Below are 20,494 nucleotides of genomic sequence, written 5' to 3'. Positions count from 1 at the left end.
GTTGCCTTTACACTTTTTTCATTCCAAACTTCATCATCAGTTTTGCCCAGAAGCCGACCGGTGCCGCGTCCGTCTGAATCGACATGAGCGGGACCGATTCGCCGAGGATACGGCGTGTGATGTTCCGGTACGCCTGTCCGGCATAGTTATCTGGGTTCATCGTGACCGGGACCCCACGGTTTGCAGCAGCAATCACTTCCTCATCGTCAATCACGACGCCGAGCAGGTCAATCGAAAGAATCCGCATGATGTCATCGATGTCAAGCATATCACCTGACTCGACAAGGTGATTCTTGACTCGGTTGACAACCAGCTTTGGTGCATCGATATGCTCCGCTTGTTCAAGCATCCCGATGATCCGGTCTGCATCCTGAACAGCTGCCTTCTCAGGTGTCGTGACGACAATCGCCTCATCCGCTCCAGCAATCGCGTTCATGAATCCTTGCTCAATTCCTGCAGGACAATCAATCAAGACGAAATCATATTCCGTCTTCAACTGATCGACAATCTCCTTCACTTGTTCGGGATTGACCGATGTCTTATCTTTTGACTGTGCTGCCGGGAGTAGGTACATCTCCTCGAACCGTTTGTCACGAACGAGTGCCTGGTTCAATTTACACTGCCCTGTGATGACGTCGACGAGGTTATAAATGCTCCGGTTGTCGAGTCCGAGAATGATATCGAGGTTACGTAAACCGATATCCGTATCGACGAGACAGACCGAGTGACCAGACAAGGCGAGCCCCGTCCCGATGTTCGCGGTCGTCGTTGTCTTACCGACGCCCCCTTTTCCTGATGTCACGACGATGGCTCTGCCGTTTTTCACTTCTTTTTCTGTATGTACAGGCTCCACTACTTGCTCCATTCCACTCACCCTCTCTGTAATTCCATTGCATATGCGTCTTTCAGACCGGTCATGACGTGCCGGAGACGTGTCATCTCAATCCCGTTACTCGTCTGATACGCACAACCCATCTCGATTTCAGGAAGTTCTTCCTCGTCGTCGGAGGTGAGAACATGTTCGCCGATTGCTAAAAATTTCGGATGGAGCAGGCTCGCGGTAATCACCGCTTCTTCCCATCCTTCGACACCCGCACGTACATTTCCTCGTATCGTTCCTAAACAATAGATACTTCCTGTCGCCCGGACTTCTGACCCGGGATTGATATCCCCAATCACGAGCACAGAACCATCAAACGTCAGGACTTGCCCGCTACGAATCGTCCCACTGTGATAGTGGAACGTCTTTCTGCCGTACGTCGCTTTCGCTTCTTCCGTCAACATGACATCGCTCGACAAGTCTTCAATATAAAAAACGCCATGACGAGCGACGACCTCACGAATTTGACGTGACAGCTCCTCGTCAAGATAACGAGTACCTGCATGCAACTTCAGGGCAATCTTCCCGGACGGCGGCTCCATTTCTTGCAATGTCGCTTCTAAGTCCGTAAGCACCTCGTCGATGCCACTCTTCGGATTGAAGTGAATGGCAATGCCGTTGCGATGTCCTTTAATCGTAATGTGTCGTTTACGCTCCATCATGGCTACCCTCTTTTCACAACAGGTCGTGTCGTCACGTATCGCGTCATCGGATAATAAAGAATCACGATGGCGATGGCATTGACAAACATCGTCCCTGGAATCTGTTCAACCAATAGTGTTTGAATCGTCATCAACGTCCCACCAATCGCCGCCATGATCCCGTAAATCGAAACGGTGAAAACGAGAATCATAAACGTAAATGTGATGGTGACGGAGAAAAAGTTCTCACCTATATATTTTAACACGAAGCTGGCTAAGAGAGGAATGAGTGAAAAAGTAAATACGTAAATTCCGAGCAAGTCGGTGTAGACGATGTCATACAGCAATCCGAATACAAGACCAAACCCGAGCGCCGTTTCCCATCGACCGTACAGACTGACAAACATCAGCCCGATGAGCGTCAATAAGAGAAACGGCGTCGCATAGTGCCAAGAGAAAATCGATGCCCATGTTCCTTCAATAAGAAAAAGGAGGAACAGGGCGATGAACACTTTCATGTTACTCACCCGCTGCTCCTCCTTCCTCGGGACCCGTTAGAAACGGTTCGTCTAGTGTCCGATTAATCACGTACATTTGTGAGAACTCATTGAAGTCGGCCTCCGGTTTAATTCGGGCGACTTGTGAGACGCCGTATTCGTCCGTCTCAATCGACTCGATTGTACCAATCACGAGTCCGGCCGGGTAGCGTCCCCCGAGTCCAGAAGTCGATACGAGTTCTCCTTCTTTCAACTTGACGCTATTCGATACTTTCGTGAAGAACAATTCATTCGTTTCAGTATCGAATCCGTCAATAGTTCCATATGTCGCTTTTCCATCCGCATCTTTGACGACAGCCGAAACGTTATTCGTCCGATTGTTGTCGCTGAGCAACTGAACTTGTGACGTATAGGCACTCGTCTGGATGACACGACCGACCATCCCACTTGCCGCGGTTACGGCCATGCCTTTCTCAACGCCTCTTTCTGAACCGACGTTGATGGTGACGTAGCGTTGCCAATCGTTCGGTGTACGACCGATGACTTCCGCGGGAATGAGGTCGAAGTCACGTAACGACTTGTCTTTCGCTTCGACCATCTTTCGAAGTTCCTCATTCTCACGACGCAAATCATCCGCTTCAACCGATACCTCGGCGTACTTCGCCAAATGTTCTTTCAGCTGGCGGTTCTCTTCGTAGATATCGCGGACGTCTGAGATGGAAGAGACCGTCGAGTCCATCCATCCGATTGGTACCGCGAACACTCGCTGGAACGTGCCGACCACATCACGCGTGACGTCTTGGTACCAGGCTGATTCCGATCGTCCTCGAATCGAAACCCCTAAAATGACAAAAAACAAGATCAGTACAACTAGCGTGATGATGAGCTTTTTATTACGTACGAATCGGCTCATCGTGTCTCACCTCTCATCGACGTGACGAGATGCCTGATTTCGAACGGAGGACGTCCATCATTTCAAGAGATTTCCCTGTACCAATCGCAACGCAGTCGAGTGGTTCATCCGCAACGAGTGTCGGGATGTGTGTCTCGTCTGAAATCACGTCGTCCAAGTTTTTAAGGAGCGCGCCGCCACCAGTCAAGACGATTCCGCGGTCCATCACGTCAGCTGCGAGTTCAGGAGGTGTTTGTTCGAGCGTCTGCTTGACACCTGCTAAAATCGCTTCGACCGTATCCGAAAGTGCTTCACACACTTCTGTAGATGTGACTTCGATTTGTTTCGGAAGTCCTGTCACGAGGTCGCGACCACGGATTTCCATCTTTTCCGCTTCGTTCGATGCATCGATGCGCGCCGAACCGACTTCCATTTTGAGCGTCTCGGCCGTACGTTCCCCGATCATGAGGTTGTACTTGTTTTTGATGTAACGAATAATGGCATCATCCATTTCGTCACCACCGACACGAATCGATTGGCTTGTCACGATGCCGCCGAGTGAGATCACTGCGACTTCGGTCGTTCCGCCACCGATATCGACGACCATCGAGCCAGTCGGTTCCCAAACCGGGAGGCCTGCACCGATTGCTGCCGCGAACGGTTCTTCGATCGTATATGCTTCACGAGCACCTGCTTGTTTAGCAGCGTCTTCCACGGCACGTTTTTCAACAGACGTGATGCCGCTCGGTACACAAATCATGACGTTCGTCTTCGATGCGAACAAACCGCCTTTTGATTTTTGAGCTTGTTCCATGAAGTATTTAATCATCGTTGCAGTCGTTTCAAAGTCAGCGATGACGCCGTCTTTCATCGGACGACGTGCAGAGACGTTCCCTGGAGTACGTCCAATCATATCTTTGGCCTGGTTACCAACGGCCTCAATTCTTCCTGTATCAGTGCGGAACGCCACAACGGACGGTTCACGTACAACAATTCCTTGACCTTTTACATAAACGAGCGTGTTAGCCGTTCCAAGGTCGATTCCGATTTCTCGGTTAAAACTACGAAACATAGGTGTTGCTCCTCTCTTCGTTACACTATTTTTTATTATAACGGAAAAATCATGTTTGAAAACGTTCATTCGATTACAGGTTATTTACAATAACCGCATCTCAGTCCTGTCTCACCGTCTTTTAGTTTGCCTTCTTTTCGGTAAAAAGGCAAATCAAAAAAGCAGACGCGAGTAAGCGTCTGCCTAAGAAGAGAACGGTTACAATCCTGGTTGGAGCGGGATGAGTAACATCGCCCCGTAGAAGAAGACCGAGAAAATTAATACTGGTCGAAAGAAGCGGGACGGCTTGAGTCGCGTCGCTCCGGCTAAAAAGCTCGATGTCGTCACGACGAAAAGGTAGATCCCGACGTACATGAGCATGAGGCGGACGAGTACCGTCCACATGCCGAGTTGGTCGATTTCGTTAAAAGAGAGCACAATTAGACCAATATAAGCGATGAGCGATAGAGCACCGACCCCGATACCGACGAGCGGTGAGACACGGTCGAGCCAATGGTCTTTGTCGAACCGAAGGAAAAGCACCGTACTTACAAATAAAAACAAGATAAACATGACAATCGAGAAAAGTGTCGGTTCTAAGTGTATGTAGCTGACGAATAGTGACATCCCGATCATCAAAACCCAAATGATTTTTTCCATGTTGAACACCTCATTTATCATTTTACCAAAGTCACTTTCCCGAATGGAGAAAACTGTATATTCTTATTGAGGTTGTCATAATTTTTTTAATGTAATGAGGATGGACTGTCGTAGCGGTTCATGGATATCCTCTTCACTTAGCCGGATATACAGACTCTTCAAAAATATTTTCACGTTGTGGACGACATACCAATACGTTTCCTCATCAAGTTGTTGTTTACGTTCCTCCACGAGATCAGGGAGGCGTTCTACATGACGCAGGATGATTTCAGAATCCATCCCTCGTTCGAGTAAACGTAGGAGCGGATGGATAAGACGTTCATCTTCGTCATGCGCCAATACGTCGGAACGCATGATTTGATTGATGATGACGTGGAAGAGTTGCGGAAATGACTCCGGACCGAGTTTCGGATTTGCGATGAGTTCGTCCACCGCGTCTGCCGCGTGGGCAATCGAATGGGCCCACCCCCTCCCATTGACATAACCTCTTGTATCTCTTTCAAGTTGGAGATATCGAATCAAACCTTCTGCTGCCTGTTGGAATTGCTCTTCTGTCAAAAAGTTCTCTTCTACATCCCGATGCAGAATCAAAGCCATCAATAGAGTCGTAAAGGCTCTCGTGAAGATAGCGTCCGACTGTGTCTCTTCAATTTTATGAAACAAAAGAGTATGCAAGGACGTCTCAAGGAGTTCACTCATCCTGTCGACTTCGATATCTTTTTGCTCAACGATGAGGCGAAAGAACATCGTGTATATGAGTCGATCACGGAGTTCACCATCCGTTGATCCAATCTGATCAACCATGCTGGTGAGGATACTTTCTTTGTGGACTTCGTAATACGTCATATCCCCTTCCTTCATCATCCGAAGGGTTTCTTTTAATTCATCATTCGTCAAAACATTCATATTCGTACACCGCTCTTTTCAATTTGATTCTTCATCTGATTTTTAGTCGAATGACAGTTTAGATGTCGCTGTTCATTCAGGCCCTCCATTCGAATGTTGTGATGTTTCTTCTTCACCGGAATAAATCATCCACAAACTCAACATCAAACAAATCAATCCGCCTAGCCCAGTCGTAATCAACGACAATTGCTCACCAAAAAATGATTTACTGACTGCTAAGAAAATAAGAATTCCCCATCCAATCACATTCCATACCGTGATTCGCGACATTCGGTAACCCCCTATGAACAAACTCATGCATCATCATTCCTACTCTCTTCAAATTCTATATCTCCACTCATCGTTTTCCAACTATATCCAAAATTTAATGAGGTTATACGCATTATCCGAAATCGGTACAATTGAATAATGAGTGAAGATAATATGTTTTTAATCTATTTGATACTTTACTGTAGATGAGTAACCCTAAGCGAATTAGGAATCGTTAATAATGTGGTTCAACAATTTTTACAAAGGAGGATTTATAGTGAAAAAGAAAATTTACACGTCTTTATCCATAAGTGTCATCATAATCATTGGAGGATGGTTTCTCTATATTGATTCGAAGAAGGAACAGTTAGAAGAAATGGTGTATGAACATTTAGTGGAAGATAAACAAGTCCCTAAAGATGAAATCATGAGTATTACCGCGTTTAATGCAAACCTTCCAAATGAAAAAAATTACTTAGTGAGTGTCAAAATAATAAATGATCCAAATACCTATTACTATTATCGAGCGTCGAACGGCTCCGTAGCTCTTGAATCTTACACGGACGAGAACAATGTAGAACATGTATCTCCTTAGTCCATCAGAGTTTTTTCTACTCATTGTATTCTATACTTCTATGAAAATGTGAATGAAATCAATCAAAAAAGCAGACATCACGATGCCTGCTCTACTCCTCATCCATTCATATATCCCCGCTGCTTCATACTGACATAATGGTCTTCCCCGATGATGACATGGTCGAGACAGGCGATGCCGACGATATTGCCCGCTTCGACCAACCGTTCAGACACCTCGATGTCTTCCCGACTCGGGGTCGCGTCCCCGCTCGGATGATTGTGAACGGCGATAAAGCACGCTGCCGACAACTTGAGCGCCTCGCGGAACACATCGCGCGGGTGCACGATGGACGAGTTGAGCCCACCGACGAACAACGTCTTCCTCGCGATGAGCTGATTTTTTGTGTTGAGATACAGACAGACGAAATGTTCTTGATTCAACAGTCTCAATTCATCCCGCAACAACTCATACGCGTCTTGCGGTGAACGAATCGTCGGCATACTCACTTTCGGTTCCTCGACGTACCGAATCCCAATCGTAAACGCGGCCAGGAGTTGCTCTGCTTTCTTCTTCGTCATCCCTTCGATTTTGCACAAATCGTGGACAGACGCTTGCGATAACGCCCGTAACGTCGGGTACACGTCTGAGATGCGGCGTGCCGTCTCCATCGGATCAGGTCCCCGTCCCCCGATTTGAAGCAATCTGGCGATGGCGGTCTCTACACTACGGTCAAGCACCATGGTCATTCCTTCACCTACTTTCAAGTTCACAGGAAGCGAGGCGTCACCCCATGCCGTTCGAGCGTCTTGACGAGCGGATGGATCGGTAATCCGACGACATTATAAAAATCCCCTTCGATTCCTTCTACGAAGAGACCACCCGACCCTTGGATGCCATACGCGCCAGCCTTATCGTAGGGCTCTGTCGAATCCAAATAATCTTCTAGCCATATTTCAGGAATCTCGGCGAACGTCACATGCGTCGTCGTGACGAATAAATCTTGAGTCGCACCGATGATACTCACACCCGTCAGCACTTCATGGGTCGAACCGGATAATCGTTCAAGCATCCGTTTCGCATCCTCCCGGTCTGTCGGTTTCTCCAAAATGACGCCGTTCAAAACGACGACCGTATCCGCACCGATGACGATGGCATCCCGGTGATGCCTTGCCACATCCATCGCTTTCTCTCGAGCGAGACGAGCTACATAATCATTCGGTGTCTCCCGACCGTCCGTCCCTTCCGTCACGGTTGATGGGATGACCTCATGTTCGATTCCTGCTTTCGTCAATAGCTCGGTGCGTCGTGGTGACATCGACGCGAGAATGACACGCTTCTGTGTTGAATTCATTGTATCGACTCCTTCTCTTATTCTAAAACGGGGTTCCTTTCCGTTTCATTCTTCTCTGTTGATTGTAGGCAACGTGCCTCTTGAACACAATCATCCGTGGCGAAAAAAACGTCCCCTCAATTGAGAAGGGACGTGTCGACTCATGGTGTCGTATAGTCGTATACCGGGATATCCTTTTGTTCGAAAGCTGGTTCCGGAATGTAGCGATCTGGAACGAGCTGATCGAGGTCCGGGCGATAGAAGGCATCGAGCTCGACTGTAAACTCGAGCGACTGCACTTCTTCAATCGTATTCGGTCCCGTCTCAGCGGGTCCGGTGAATTGGACCGTCCGCAACACGTGAATCCGATTCATCGACTCGATTGACTCGAGGAACGAGACGAGCGTTTCATACGTCTCTGCTTGCAGGTTGACCGTCGAACGGACTGTGGAAGCGTTGACCGGGGCAACATCCGTCGGTTCAGCCGGTTCGTTCGTCGCACTCACATCAGCCGGATTGAACGGCTCGACCGTTTCTGGTACTTCTGACTCGGCTACCACGCCATCCGCGAATGCGATGCTCGTCACGTTGACACCCGCAAGAAGACTTGCCTGTGACAACGCTTCGACGACCGTATCGAGGGCAGGCATCGTCGGAACGCGTGTCTGAAGCGTCTGAGAGTCCGCTACGTCAACAGCCTTCCCTTCTTGACGCAACAACTCCAGTTTTGTCTGCTCGAGCGAGAGGTCGCGTTCAAGCGCTTCGACCTCACCTTGTTTGACGTAATACGTATATCCGAAGTAAGCCGGTGCGATGATTGCGACGAGGAGGCAAATCGCAAATAACGCATAGATTGTCGAACGTTTCATTGACTCACCACCTCCTCATTCGTGTCCTCTTCTTCCGTCAATTCTTCCTCTACGTCCTCGAACATGAACGTGAACTCGCCGATGTAGCGTGGGAGCGGATCCTCTTCGAGCGAGTTCGGTTCTTCTACATCTACATCCGCTTTCAACTCCGTCGTCACACCGAGGAGTTTGACGTCGAGGAAGCGCTCGTCGGTCATGAGCGAGCGTTGGAATTCATTTAAATCCTCTAACGTCTCGAACTGAGTCCGTACGCTCATGATGGAACCGTCTGCGTAGTTATACGTCAAGACGTAACCCGTCGGCGGCAATTGTTCGGTCAACGCGCGCAGTGCCGGCACCGCGTCCTTCTCCATGTCGGTCAACGCCGTCACGGTTTGGTCGAGCGAGACCACTTGCTGCGCTTTCGAATTCACCTGTTCGGTTTGATAAATTTGAACGAGCTGTAACTCTTCTTCGATTCGCATCTGTTCTGCTTCCAATTGGTCGACCTCATAGTACAAGTATCCGGCCGCCCCACCTCCGATAAGAAGCGCGACGAGACCCGTCACGATCGGCCAGCGAAGCGTCACATCGGTCGAGTTGATGAAGTTCGTATCCCGATCCCGCTGAAGCGTCGCCATACCAAGGAGTGGAAGCATTTGATGCGATAACGGTGTCGCATGCGCGATGGCGAGCGGTTGCTCGATACGCGTCACTGAGACGAGTGACTCTGACTGAATCATACGGACGAGGTCATCGACTTCCGGGACAGTTCCCGAAACGTATAACTCATCGATGGCCCGTCCATCTGTCCGTAGCGAATAACGATAGAAGTCGAGGAAACGGGCGAGTTCGTTCAGCCAGTCATCCAGTTGATTCGCCTTCATCTCGCCTGTACCATCATATGTATACGTCACGACCCCGTCTTTCGTCCCTACCTGATACGGAAGATCCAATTCAATGGAACGAATGAAACGAATTTGTCCTTCTTCGAGCACAAGCAACTGATGCGAAAATGGCGTGATATGCCAAAGAAGCGTCGACTGGAACGGGTCGATCTCCGACAAGCGCATGACCCCGTTGGCGACCGCGACGGAACGTGGTGTGATCTTCTTCAAGGCGAGACCACGTTTTTTCATATAAGAACGGAGCGACTTCGTCAATTCAATAGAAACGGCATGTAACATGACGTCCGTCTTGACTCCATCTTCTCCTAATACTTCATAGTCGAACGACACGTCATCGAACGGCAAGATGATCGAGCTCCCGATTTCCATGAAGAGATAACCGCGAATCTCGTCCTTCGGAATCGAGGAAGGAATCTCGACTTTCCGTGACAACACCTCGGTCTCGTCTAACGCGACCGCACACGTCATCCCACGACGGACTTTCAACTTACGACAGAGTTCATCGAAAGCGAGCGTAAACGCTGTCTCATCAAGAATCTTACCTTCTCCGTATGCATCTTTTGCTAACTGAACCGAGGCGCTTCGTTTGAACACCCCTTGTTTGATGACGGCCCCGTGGATGCTGAGTGCATCAAACGAAAAATACGCGACCGTCCCTTTCTCTATCCCACGACTCATGATCGTTTCCCCCTACATCAACTCAAAATACCAATCAAAAAAGCTTTCACTAAACCAAAACGTCAACATCGTCCCGAGCGCGATGGATGGCACGAACGGAATCGGCTGTTTTCGTCCAATTTTCTTTGTCATCATCAACCCAATGCCGACGACCGCACCAATCAAGCTCGATAGAAATAAGGCGACGAGCACGTCACGCGGACCGAGCACAAGACCGATCATAGTAAACAATTTGACGTCCCCTGCCCCAAGTCCCCCTTTTGACAAGAAAAACACGGTCGCCAGGAGCGAAAATCCGAGGAGTGCTCCCGCAAGTGGTGTCCACCAGGATGCTCCAGTAATGTATGTCAGGACGAGTAGCACCGGTGCCGTAATGCGCAAGATGACGTTCGGCACGAGCATTGTCGATAAATCAGACATCGCCAGCGCCAGAAGCGTCGACAAGAAGGCGAACGCGAGAAGCGTCGTCACACTGAATCCGTAGAGTGAAAAGCTATAGCCATATCCGATGGCTCCGAGCAGTTCAAAGATTGGATACGTCGGCGCGATCCGTTTGCCACACCCGTGACATCTGCCTCGAAGGGCAACATAGCCGAAAATCGGGATGAGTTCCCACGGTGACAATTCGTGACCGCAAGACGGACAATGTGACCGCGGCGTCACGATCGATTGCTGGCGTGGCACGCGGAGCCCGACGACGTTCGTGAACGACGTGATGACCGCCCCAAGGACGATGCTATATAGGAATCCAATGAATTCAATCAAAAAAGGACCCTCCTTTTGTCAGTATATGCCAAAAATAGAAAACCGGCTAGGCTGAGCGAGTGCCCAGCGCCAGCCGGAAAAGTAGATTTAAGGAGTTGTTACAGCATTTAGATTTGCTTTTTTAACAGCTGATTCATCAGCAGCATCAAGTTTAAACTTAGTGCCAATAACATTTACAGAATAAGTATATTTTCCACTAGCAGGTTTAATTGTTACGTAAGCTGTTGTGTATCCAGCACTATCAGTAAATGGGTCCTTTAAATTATCTACGTACTGAGTTCCATCAACAGATCCTGTAGTTCCTGCAAATTTCATAGTTGTATCTGTACTAACAGGATTCGAAGCAGTATACAACTTCGCCGCACTCACCATTTGCCTCGCATCAGCAACCATCGCATCCTTTTTCGAGTTCTCAATGATTCCACCAATCGCAACGACTGCGATGGCTGCGATAATCCCTAAAATAACGACGACGACGAGTAACTCGACGAGTGTGAGTCCGCGCTCATCTTTTAACTGTTTAGCATCTTGCCAAATCATTTTCAACTTTTCTACCATGATTCATTCTCCCCTTTTGTGTAAAGTACTGTGATTAAACTAGATGAATTACTAAAGACCTAATATAGAAGTAGAACAATTTTACTATACCTTCAAAATATAGTATTGAAAAGGTATATTTTCAAAAGCCTGCATATTCTTTCTACTGATTCTGAATATCCCCATAAATTTGGAACATCGGGACGACAATCGAGATGACGATGACTCCGACGACACTTGCCAATACGACGATGAGAAGAGGCTCGATGATCGACTTCAATCGGTCGGTCGTCGTCTCGACCTCGGTCTCATAAAACTCCGCCACTTCGTTCAACATCGAATCTAAATCCCCACTCTCTTCCCCGACCGCAATCATCTGGGTCATAAGTGCCGGAAAGTTCGAGTTACGCATAAGTGGTTCATGGAGCGGCACTCCTTGCGCCATCATGTCACGAGCCTCCATCAGTCCTTTTCGGATGACGCGGTTTGATACGATGCGCTCGGTGATTTCAATCGCCGTCAAAATCGGCACGGCCGCCTGTAAGAGAACAGCTAAACTTCGTGTCAATAACGCAATCTGAGACTTCATCACGATCGTCCCGAAAATTGGCATCTTTAGTAGCAACCCATCGATAACGAACCGCTCCCGGTCCCGCTTCAACATCCAAGTGAAGGTGAGGACTCCGAGAATCGCGAGTCCGAGCAACAGCCACCAGTAGGCAGCGATGAAGTCAGAGACCGCGACGACGATTTTTGTAATAAGCGGTAGCTCACCACCGAGTTGACCGAAGATACTCGCGAACGTCGGGACGACGTTCACCATTAAAAAGGCGACCACACCGATGGCGACAATCGAGACGACCAACGGATAGGTGAGAGCGGAGATGACTTTCCGCTTTATATCATATTGCTTTTGGAGTTGAAGCCCGATTTGGTCGAGCGCTTCCTCTAAGTTACCGCTCGTCTCCCCGGCGAGTGCCATCGAACTAAAGAAGTTTGAGAAGACGCGCGGATGTTTTTGAATCGCGACGGAATAGGCAATCCCTTCTTTTAAATCATCCTCGATTTGACTAAGTGCTTTCTTCAACACTTTCGATTCAGTCTGTACCCGTAAAATCGAGGTCGCGCGAACGATCGGGACACCTGCCCGGATGAGCGTCGCGAACTGTCGAACGTACATGATCAGGTGTTCAATCTTCACACGTTCCGGAAGTAAATTCACTTCCATATTCAGTCCGGTCGACTCGAGCTCGGATAGATCTGTCACGAGAATCGATTCTTGACGCAATTTATCTTTCGCCTCCCGAAGTGAGACGGCCGTGATGCGCCCTTTCTTGCGTTTCCCGTTCAATAGTTTCCCTTCATACTGGAATATCGCCATCACTCATCACCTCATCTCTTCTGTCGGGACGGCGTTTGGATTGATGATTCCTTGCCGTACCAATTGCTCGATGGCAGCATCCATCGATTGCATCCCGTTTTGGCGACTCGTCTGGATGACGGTCGGCAATTGGAATTCTTTTTCATTTCGAATCAAATTGGCGACAGCCGGATTCCCTAACATGATTTCCATGGCGGCGATACGGCCTTTAGGCACATCGATCCGAGGAAATAACCGCTGACTGACGACCCCGAGAAGGACGTTAGCGAGTTGCGTCCGGATTTGGTCTTGTTGCTCAGCTGGGAACGCATCGATGATTCGGCTCACGGTCGACATCGCACTCGATGTATGGAGCGTCGCCATGACGAGGTGACCCGTCTCTGCCGCCGTCATCGCCGTCGAGATCGTCTCTAAGTCACGCATCTCCCCGAGCAAAATGACGTCCGGATCTTGACGTAAAGCAGCCCGCAACCCGCTCACGAACTTCATGACATCGGAGCCGATCTCCCGTTGGTCGACGATGCTTTGGTCATGGGAATGCAAATATTCGATCGGATCTTCTAACGTGATGATCCGTTTTCGCTGCGTCCGGTTGATCTCATGAATCATCGCTGCAAGCGTCGTTGATTTTCCTGAACCGGTCGGACCCGTCACAAGGATGAGACCGTGCGGCTTTTCAATCAAGCGCTTCAACACCGTCGGAAGGTTCAGCTCATTCAATGTCGGGATTTCCCCGGAAATGGAACGGAATGCGATGGCAATCGTACCCCGTTGATAGTAAGCATTGACTCGAAAACGCGAAACGCGTGGAACACCGAACGAGAAGTCAAGATCCCGGTCACGCTCTAAACGTTCCCGCATGTCCTCCGTCATAATTTCTTTTAGATATCCTTCGAGATGATGAGGCAATACCTTTTCCTCGCCCATCGTGATGAGACTCCCATCTACTCGAATGATCGGAGGTGAGCCCGCCGTCAGATGAATGTCTGAGGCACGTTTCTCGACCGCATTCGTCAAGATGACTTCAATCGATTGATTAATCATAAGCATTCTCCGTAATGACTGTTCGTAATATTTCTTCTGTCGTCGTCAAACCGGCGGCGACTTTTTCTAGCCCATCGGCAAGCAGGAACGTTGCGCCTTGCGACTTGGCGTAATCGACCATCTCGGACTCGGTCGCTTGGTTCATAATCATCCGACGCAAACCCTCATCAATCGGAATGACTTCATGAATGGCAAGGCGACCCCGATAACCCGTGAAGTTACATGAGGTACATCCTTTTCCACGAACGACCTGTTCGATGTGAACCCTTTCCGCTTCAAACAGACTCTGTTCACTTTTCGAGACTGGTTCGGCATGCCCACAGTCACGACAGACGCGCCGAACGAGACGTTGCGCGACGAGTCCGGTCGTCGAAGCGGCGACAAGAAATGGCTCGACGCCCATATCGACGAGACGCGTGATGGAACTGATTGCTGAATTCGTATGTAACGTTGATAAGACGAGGTGACCGGTGAGCGAGGCACGAATGGCAATCTCAGCCGTCTCGGTGTCACGTATCTCCCCGACCATGACGATGTTCGGGTCTTGTCGCAAAATTGAGCGAAGACCTGACGCAAACGTCAACCCGACTTTTGAATTGACCTGGACCTGGTTGATGCCATCAAGTTGGTATTCGACCGGGTCTTCAACCGTGATGATGTTCTTCGTCTCATCATTCAGTTCTTTCAACGATGCGTATAGTGTCGAAGACTTCCCTGAACCGGTCGGACCGGTAATCAGGATAATGCCATTCGGACGTTTCAGCATGTCGCGGTACGACTGTTCGTTTCGTTCGCCGAATCCGAGTTTCGTCAAATCGGTCAGTCCTTGTGATGAATCAAGGACCCGAATCACGATTTTCTCCCCGTACATCGTCGGGAGAGTCGACACCCGGAAGTCATAGGCCCGGTTGCGCAGCGTATACTTGATCCGACCATCTTGCGGCAGACGACTCTCCGTAATGTCAAGGTTACTCATGACTTTGAGACGCGTCAGCATGACGCTTTGGATCTTCTTCGGGTAGACCGTTTCTGTCCGTAAGTCCCCGTCGATCCGAAAACGCACATGAAGTTGTTTCTCGTGCGGATCAAAATGAATATCCGATGCACGTTGGTCAATTGCACTTAAGAACAGTTGGTTCACGAGTCGGATAATCGGGGCATCATCTCGACTGGCCGTGTCTTGACGCTCAATCTCTGGAGCATCCTCTTTCAAAATTTCGATGAGCGAATGGTCCATCTCGTAGTAGCGACTGATCGTCTTACGAATTTGCTCTCTTGTCGCAATCCCAATCTCGATGTTCATGCCGGTCTGTAACCGGACGTCATCGATTGCAATGAGGTCAAGTGGATCAGCTGTCACGACATGAAGCGTATTTCCATTCACCTCAAATGGCATGATGTCATGCTTTTGCGCCAACGCTTTCGGCACGAGTTTCGTGACCGTCACGTTGATATCATAGGAATACAATTCAATAATCGGAACTTGCAACTGTTCATGAACCATTTGAATCAACTGCGTTTCCGTAATATGGTTCAGTCGAATCAGTGCGTCTCCTAGCTTTTCTCCGGGACGCTTTTGTTCGAGTGCCTCGTCGAGCTGACCCGTTGTAATGAGTCCTGCTTCAATTAGCATCTCGCCTAATCTACGTTTCGTTCGTCTCACGTTACTTCACCATCCTTTGAGGAGCCTCCTCTTGCTTGTCTTTGTCTTCACGTTCTTCGATAAAGACACTCACAGCTACCCCTCCAATCAATGCAACAACAAGAATGAGCCATGCCCACCACGTTTGGACGAGCGCTTCTTGTACCATCAAATAGATGCCACCAGACAGGAGGGCCGTCCATAGACTGATGACGAGCTTCGTTTCACGCTTGCGCATCATCGGGACGGACAAGGCGAACAACGTCAGTGTGGCGAGTACCCAAAATCCAAGTAAAATCAAATAGCCAATCATCCGACAGCTTCCTCCTCTGTAGGGACCTCTTCCAATACGGGTGGTTCTGCCTCAAACGGATTTCCGTTCGAATCCTCTGTGAACGGATCTTCTTCATTCTCATCCGGGAATGTCGGAATCACCGGTTCGACCGGGTCAGGTAGCGGGAGTGGAACTGAGCTCTTCGTCACGATTTCCGGTGTCGGGGCATAAAAGTCAAACCCGAGCAATTCCATTTTTTCCCCTTCTTCTGTCACTGTGACACGGTAGAGCTTACCTGATTGTCCATCTTGACCAGACTGCGTGACAGATGAACTGCCAGACGGGAGCGACGATGAGAAACGGACGACTTTTTGATGCGGGACCGTCTTCACTTCCTCCACCCTTGCCTCAAAGGCAGCTTCAAACGGCTGACCTAATAACTGAACTGTCACCGTGCCTCCTTCATTTAAGACTAGGATTGCGTAAGATGAATCCTCACGATTTTGGACTGCAAAGTTCGAACGATCGTCCACTTTCGTGTCATAACCTAGCTCCACACCAGGCGGAAGCGTTTCATGCGGGACCCTTTCAAGAATCGCAAACGGTGTCGCGGCGAACATTCGATAGAGCGAAGAGCCGAGCGTCGTGAGGGCTTCATAGTCTTCCCCGAACGCTTTGAGACTAAAGATATCCCCAGCGGCCATCTCAAATCCGTTCATCCGATCGAGTGCCGACTGCATCGCCGGTGTCGGGCTCACAGTGAATGAGGCGACGACTTCACTTTCAGCCGCGACTTGCTCTAACGTCACAGTTGATTCAAGCATAGATGCAGCTTCCATCAATGTCGGAACAATCATCGTCATCGTGACAGGTTGCCCTTCAAGATAAGGTTCGACCTTTGCTTCGTCAACAGACGTTAAAAGTGGATAAGCGCCCGTGTCCTCGATGGAGTCAAGCGTATTCGATACATCGAACGTCACGATTTCTTTCCCAATCTCCATGATCGTTCCATCCACCAAATTGACCGAAAATGGCAACGTATTAAAATCTTTGATTGCATTGTCGAGACGAACGTTTGCTTCTTCCTTCGTCATCCCTGACACGTCGATGCCTGCGACCGTCGTCTCGATATATGTAGCACTCGACTCAGCAGACGCGTCTAAATAATTGACGAGTCCGATCGTCGGCAATGTCACGAGTACGACGAGTCCAATCAAAATGACTAGATGCATCCCATACCGCTTCATGTAAAATTCCCCCCGTGTCTGATCCGACTTCTATTCTATGTATCCGTTTAGCGTATAACTTTAGTATAATATGTATTGTACAAAAAATAACATTTAATTCAGTATTTCATACGTTATTTACCGAATGTTTTACTTTTTTTGAATAGGAGGTCAATGTCTTGTCGCATTCCGAAAAAGGTTTTACGCTCGTAGAAGTACTCGTCTCCATCGTCGTTCTATCAATTATCTCATTTTCTCTACTTACCATTTTTAGTCAAAGCTTGAAGACGACCCACGATAGTCTCAATCAAACAATTGCGAACCAAGTGGCGCAAAACACACTACATACGTTGAATCGGCGGGCGGCTTCCGTCGATCAACCGCTCGAGCTACGTCAATTATTGAATCGGGACGGCATCAGCCTCACATGCGACTTCTGCGAAGATACGCGGATTCATGGGGATACGTACGTCGCAACGATTCAATCGTTATCCACCGCACCCGGACACACGATCGAGGTCGAAATCTCGGTGACGACCGACCGATTACAAACACCCGTCACCTTGAAAGGAGTCATATCGAATGCGACATTGCGCGAACCGTTCCCTGAAACGGCTGTCCCGACAACTGACTGAGATGAAGAAACGAGAAGACGGCTTCACACTCGTCGAGTTGCTCGTCACCGTCGTCGTCGCTTCGATCTTAAGCGGAGTCATCATTACGGCTTTCATCACGGGCACGCTCGGTTTTCAAATGACGAACGAAACGAGCGAACTCCGCAGTGAGGCGGATTATTTGATCGCCTCGGTCCTCTCCGACGTGAACCGGACCGAATTCGATGCCGTGACGGAAGTGGGCGGCACGTTCCAATTTTATCGGTTATCTGCACCAGGCATCTCAGAGGCCGGAATGATTTACCGGGAGGCGGGATACGTTCCGACCGATTTGGTGCTCTCAGAGGACTCGTTCACCCCATCCAATCCGCAAATCACAGTTGAACGGTTGACGATTCAATTGAAAGATCCGGTATTCGATCCCCGACGCCCCACATATATGACGGGAGGTCTGATTGAAATCGAAATGGATTTGACCCAGACAAACGATTCTGATTCAGTGACCACATTTGAAAGCTCAATCCCATTTTAAGAAAGGAGGCATCCCGATGCAAAAACGTGAAGACGGATACGTCCTCGTGCTCGTCCTCGTGACGATGGCGGCTCTCGCCGTCTTGTCGCTCGCTGCTATGCAAGTGAATTTATCGACGAACAAACTGACAGTCATCCGGACGGAAGATACCCAATTGAATGAAGATGCGAAAAGCGCGCTCCGTCTCATCGCCGACGAGGTCCGGACCCAGTTCCCGCTCCACGGTGAAGCGGAAGTCCCTATCCATATGGAGTCCGAAACTGCATTCAATAACAAGATACAGTCTCTCATTATCAATGACGAACCGTTTACAGCTTTGACGACAGATAGCGAGGTCCGCTACTCGATCGAACTGAAGAAAGATGCGACGGATACCACCATTCAGACGGCGCCGTTCACGACGATTCTTCAAGTGAATGTCACGGCATCGCGTCAAGTGAACCCGGAACAGCCCGTGCTCGCGGTCGAATACACGCAAGATCTGTATTTGACGGCGCTCCCGTCCTTTTTATACTACGTCCTCGGGTCCGACCAACAGTTAAACGTGAATGGTATGCCGACAGTTCAAGGAAATATCTATTCAGGCGGTCCGCTTTCCTTCATGCGTAAGGCTAACTTTCAATTAGATGGCGTGGCCAAGCAAATCGATAATGTGGATACAAGCCGGCTTCATTTAGACGGTCGAATTGATTTGTTGCAGTTGAACGACTGCTTAAGTTGTCAACAAGAAAACTATTTCACGGCAGGTACGGAACAGGCTGGTGAAAAAGCGGACTTTGGGGTGTCCCCAAGTCGCTTCTCCCCGTTCCAATATGACTATTCGATCATTGAATTTTTGAATCGTCGACTCGACACACCCCTCACCTTCACGAACAACGTCAACTCGAAAATCTTTGAAGAAGGGCTGATTGCCTCGACGAATCGAGTATTCGAGCTCGAACGGGTATTGTCGGAAGACGGCTCTTCAATCATCGAACGACCGACTTCATATTTACGGGCGGATGCCTATAACGCTTTAACGGATCCGACCATTTTGACATTGCCTACTACCATTTCTGATCGTGCCATGTATGTCACCGAATCCATTACCGAATCGAACGCCCCGCTCCTATTCGATGGAGATGTCGTGATTGAATCACTTAACAAACTGACGATTGCGCGCCCATTGATCGTGCGGGGAAATTTGACCATTAAAGGCAATGTGTCATTCAGTTCAACTGTCTACACGCTCGGCGACACCTTCATCGACCGTGCCAATATCCTTCCAATCGATGCAGAGAAAGGGAACTCCCTCATCCTCTTGTCAAAAGGAAAGATCTTATTGAACCGAATCAACGAATTCGATGATACACCGACGACGCTTCAGGCGTTCATGTATAGTGATTCGAACGAACCAACTTACGTCTATGCGGTCGGATCAATCCTAGAAGTCAACGGAGGACTTTACAGTAAGGGCCCACTTGAGGTGAACGTCTTCCGCGGAACGTTCGGAGGCGGGAACGGCTTAAGCCCAGCTGAGAACTTCAACCTCCAAGTTCCGGCTCATGCGGCCGATCAGTCCCGCTTAAAACTGACATATAACGATTCCGTGTTTAATCAACTCGAAACATTACCGGTCACGAATCAACTCCAGTTTTTCGTCAGCCATCCTGTTCAATTAAAATAAGCTCAAAAAAATCGGCCTCCTCTCGATATGAGAAGAAGCCGATTTTTTAGTTCTCCATCTTTAAGATGAGGTCTGAGTTGTAGTCTTTGGCCGTCTGTTCCATAGCATTGGTCCACTTCGCACCGTTGTCGAGCAGCAGTCGAGTCAACTCGACCTGGTTATGACGGACCGGCTGCAATAACACCGATTCGTCATCTTGAATCGGATAGCCCTGATCGAGGAGATGTTTGACTGCCTCAAGATTCAACGAGTCGACAGCAATCCCGAGAAGTCGCTCATCCTCGACATAACGTATGGCGAGCTCCCATTGCTCGGGACTGCCGTTTGCGCTGAACAAAGGCGTGATGATCGGCATCCCTTCCACTTCTTCAAACGGGTCGAGCCCTTGCTCGAAATACGCTTCAATCACGTCCATCGGTGCAGTAGTCACCGCCGTCGCAAACTGCTCGGATGTCGGAAGGATTTTTTTATCCTTCAGAATGAGTCGGACGGCCTCCCATTCCTCCCGTGTTTGTAAATCAGTCAACTCTTCTTTTGAAACTGAAGAACGTTGGTTTACTTCTTTTATTAAAGCATCACCAGACAATTGTGAGAGTTCCGGTTGGGATTGGCTCCAATAAAGAAGTCCTCCCAATCCACAAACGAGAAGCAATCCGGTGATTCCAATCATCATTCGCTTGCGATTCATCATTCGCC

24 protein-coding genes are annotated in these 20,494 nt (G+C 49.0%); 4 read left to right on the top strand and 20 right to left on the bottom strand.

Going from position 1 to position 20,494, the window contains the following annotated elements:
• Positions 1-7 precede the first annotated feature (7 nt).
• From minD to KNO98_RS09595, 8 genes are all read right to left on the bottom strand, one after another.
• Positions 8-865, bottom strand: coding sequence for a septum site-determining protein MinD (gene minD / locus KNO98_RS09630; protein ID WP_051545985.1), 858 nt, complete (start codon positions 863-865; stop codon positions 8-10).
• A 5-nt stretch (positions 866-870) separates the two neighbouring features.
• On the bottom strand, positions 871-1,539 hold the full coding sequence (locus KNO98_RS09625; RefSeq protein WP_251129446.1) for a septum site-determining protein MinC: 669 nt from the start codon (positions 1,537-1,539) through the stop codon (positions 871-873).
• Between the two features lie 5 nt (positions 1,540-1,544).
• Complete coding sequence (gene mreD / locus KNO98_RS09620) at positions 1,545-2,039, bottom strand: rod shape-determining protein MreD (protein ID WP_051546024.1); 495 nt, start codon at positions 2,037-2,039, stop codon at positions 1,545-1,547.
• A gap of 1 nt (position 2,040) precedes the next feature.
• The gene (mreC, locus tag KNO98_RS09615; RefSeq protein WP_026826472.1) at positions 2,041-2,931 is read right to left on the bottom strand and encodes a rod shape-determining protein MreC; all 891 of its coding nucleotides are present in this window, start codon (positions 2,929-2,931) and stop codon (positions 2,041-2,043) included.
• A 13-nt stretch (positions 2,932-2,944) separates the two neighbouring features.
• Complete coding sequence (locus tag KNO98_RS09610; protein ID WP_026826473.1) at positions 2,945-3,982, bottom strand: rod shape-determining protein; 1,038 nt, start codon at positions 3,980-3,982, stop codon at positions 2,945-2,947.
• Between the two features lie 198 nt (positions 3,983-4,180).
• The gene (locus tag KNO98_RS09605) at positions 4,181-4,621 is read right to left on the bottom strand and encodes a hypothetical protein (RefSeq protein ID WP_214700669.1); all 441 of its coding nucleotides are present in this window, start codon (positions 4,619-4,621) and stop codon (positions 4,181-4,183) included.
• A 75-nt stretch (positions 4,622-4,696) separates the two neighbouring features.
• The gene (locus tag KNO98_RS09600) at positions 4,697-5,527 is read right to left on the bottom strand and encodes a DUF2785 domain-containing protein (RefSeq protein WP_214700668.1); all 831 of its coding nucleotides are present in this window, start codon (positions 5,525-5,527) and stop codon (positions 4,697-4,699) included.
• Positions 5,528-5,599: 72 nt separating this feature from the next.
• Positions 5,600-5,797 carry a hypothetical protein gene (locus tag KNO98_RS09595; protein ID WP_214700667.1) on the bottom strand — a complete coding sequence of 66 codons (198 nt, stop codon included), beginning with the start codon at positions 5,795-5,797 and terminating at the stop codon, positions 5,600-5,602.
• Positions 5,798-6,053: 256 nt separating this feature from the next.
• Here KNO98_RS09595 and KNO98_RS09590 point away from each other — a divergent pair, with 256 nt between their 5' ends.
• The gene (locus tag KNO98_RS09590) at positions 6,054-6,371 is read left to right on the top strand and encodes a hypothetical protein (protein ID WP_214700666.1); all 318 of its coding nucleotides are present in this window, start codon (positions 6,054-6,056) and stop codon (positions 6,369-6,371) included.
• A 98-nt stretch (positions 6,372-6,469) separates the two neighbouring features.
• Here the strand turns inward: KNO98_RS09590 and radC are convergent, their stop codons facing one another.
• The 11 genes from radC to KNO98_RS09535 all read right to left on the bottom strand — a co-directional run bounded on the left by radC (position 6,470) and on the right by KNO98_RS09535 (position 17,007).
• Entirely contained in the window at positions 6,470-7,093 is a 624-nt protein-coding gene (gene radC, locus KNO98_RS09585) for a RadC family protein (protein ID WP_251130005.1), read from the bottom strand.
• 26 nt (positions 7,094-7,119) lie between these two features.
• Positions 7,120-7,704, bottom strand: coding sequence for a Maf family protein (locus KNO98_RS09580; protein ID WP_214700665.1), 585 nt, complete (start codon positions 7,702-7,704; stop codon positions 7,120-7,122).
• 140 nt (positions 7,705-7,844) lie between these two features.
• A complete protein-coding gene (locus KNO98_RS09575; RefSeq protein ID WP_214700664.1) occupies positions 7,845-8,552 on the bottom strand; it encodes a hypothetical protein in 708 nt (235 codons plus the stop codon).
• The gene (pilM, locus tag KNO98_RS09570; protein WP_214700663.1) at positions 8,549-10,117 is read right to left on the bottom strand and encodes a pilus assembly protein PilM; all 1,569 of its coding nucleotides are present in this window, start codon (positions 10,115-10,117) and stop codon (positions 8,549-8,551) included. Before pilM ends, KNO98_RS09575 begins: the two co-directional genes overlap by 4 nt.
• A gap of 12 nt (positions 10,118-10,129) precedes the next feature.
• Positions 10,130-10,882: a prepilin peptidase gene (locus tag KNO98_RS09565; RefSeq protein ID WP_214700662.1), complete on the bottom strand. Its 753-nt coding sequence runs from the start codon at positions 10,880-10,882 to the stop codon at positions 10,130-10,132.
• Positions 10,883-10,969: 87 nt separating this feature from the next.
• Positions 10,970-11,440, bottom strand: a complete 471-nt coding sequence (locus KNO98_RS09560; RefSeq protein ID WP_214700661.1) for a prepilin-type N-terminal cleavage/methylation domain-containing protein — start codon at positions 11,438-11,440, stop codon at positions 10,970-10,972.
• Positions 11,441-11,582: 142 nt separating this feature from the next.
• Complete coding sequence (locus tag KNO98_RS09555; protein WP_026826494.1) at positions 11,583-12,800, bottom strand: type II secretion system F family protein; 1,218 nt, start codon at positions 12,798-12,800, stop codon at positions 11,583-11,585.
• A gap of 6 nt (positions 12,801-12,806) precedes the next feature.
• Positions 12,807-13,844, bottom strand: coding sequence for a type IV pilus twitching motility protein PilT (locus tag KNO98_RS09550; protein ID WP_214700659.1), 1,038 nt, complete (start codon positions 13,842-13,844; stop codon positions 12,807-12,809).
• Positions 13,837-15,507, bottom strand: coding sequence for a GspE/PulE family protein (locus tag KNO98_RS09545; RefSeq protein WP_214700657.1), 1,671 nt, complete (start codon positions 15,505-15,507; stop codon positions 13,837-13,839). Before KNO98_RS09545 ends, KNO98_RS09550 begins: the two co-directional genes overlap by 8 nt.
• 1 nt (position 15,508) lies before the next feature.
• Positions 15,509-15,799 (bottom strand): hypothetical protein, encoded by a 291-nt coding sequence (locus KNO98_RS09540; RefSeq protein WP_214700655.1) that lies wholly within the window; start codon positions 15,797-15,799, stop codon positions 15,509-15,511.
• Complete coding sequence (locus tag KNO98_RS09535) at positions 15,796-17,007, bottom strand: G5 domain-containing protein (protein WP_214700654.1); 1,212 nt, start codon at positions 17,005-17,007, stop codon at positions 15,796-15,798. Before KNO98_RS09535 ends, KNO98_RS09540 begins: the two co-directional genes overlap by 4 nt.
• A gap of 158 nt (positions 17,008-17,165) precedes the next feature.
• Between KNO98_RS09535 and KNO98_RS09530 the strand changes: the two genes are divergently transcribed.
• The 3 genes from KNO98_RS09530 to KNO98_RS09520 are packed head-to-tail and all read left to right on the top strand — an operon-like array spanning position 17,166 to position 19,798.
• Positions 17,166-17,621 (top strand): type IV pilus modification PilV family protein, encoded by a 456-nt coding sequence (locus tag KNO98_RS09530; RefSeq protein WP_214700652.1) that lies wholly within the window; start codon positions 17,166-17,168, stop codon positions 17,619-17,621.
• Complete coding sequence (locus tag KNO98_RS09525) at positions 17,569-18,132, top strand: prepilin-type N-terminal cleavage/methylation domain-containing protein (RefSeq protein ID WP_235181857.1); 564 nt, start codon at positions 17,569-17,571, stop codon at positions 18,130-18,132. Before KNO98_RS09530 ends, KNO98_RS09525 begins: the two co-directional genes overlap by 53 nt.
• Positions 18,133-18,148: 16 nt before the next feature.
• Positions 18,149-19,798: a hypothetical protein gene (locus tag KNO98_RS09520; RefSeq protein WP_214700651.1), complete on the top strand. Its 1,650-nt coding sequence runs from the start codon at positions 18,149-18,151 to the stop codon at positions 19,796-19,798.
• 46 nt (positions 19,799-19,844) lie between these two features.
• Here the strand turns inward: KNO98_RS09520 and KNO98_RS09515 are convergent, their stop codons facing one another.
• Positions 19,845-20,489, bottom strand: coding sequence for a hypothetical protein (locus tag KNO98_RS09515; RefSeq protein WP_214700650.1), 645 nt, complete (start codon positions 20,487-20,489; stop codon positions 19,845-19,847).
• Positions 20,490-20,494: the final 5 nt, after the last annotated feature.

The sequence above is a fragment of the Exiguobacterium sp. s57 genome, from assembly GCF_018617685.1.
Taxonomy (GTDB): domain Bacteria; phylum Bacillota; class Bacilli; order Exiguobacteriales; family Exiguobacteriaceae; genus Exiguobacterium; species Exiguobacterium marinum.
This window is presented reverse-complemented; position numbering and strand designations above follow the sequence as displayed.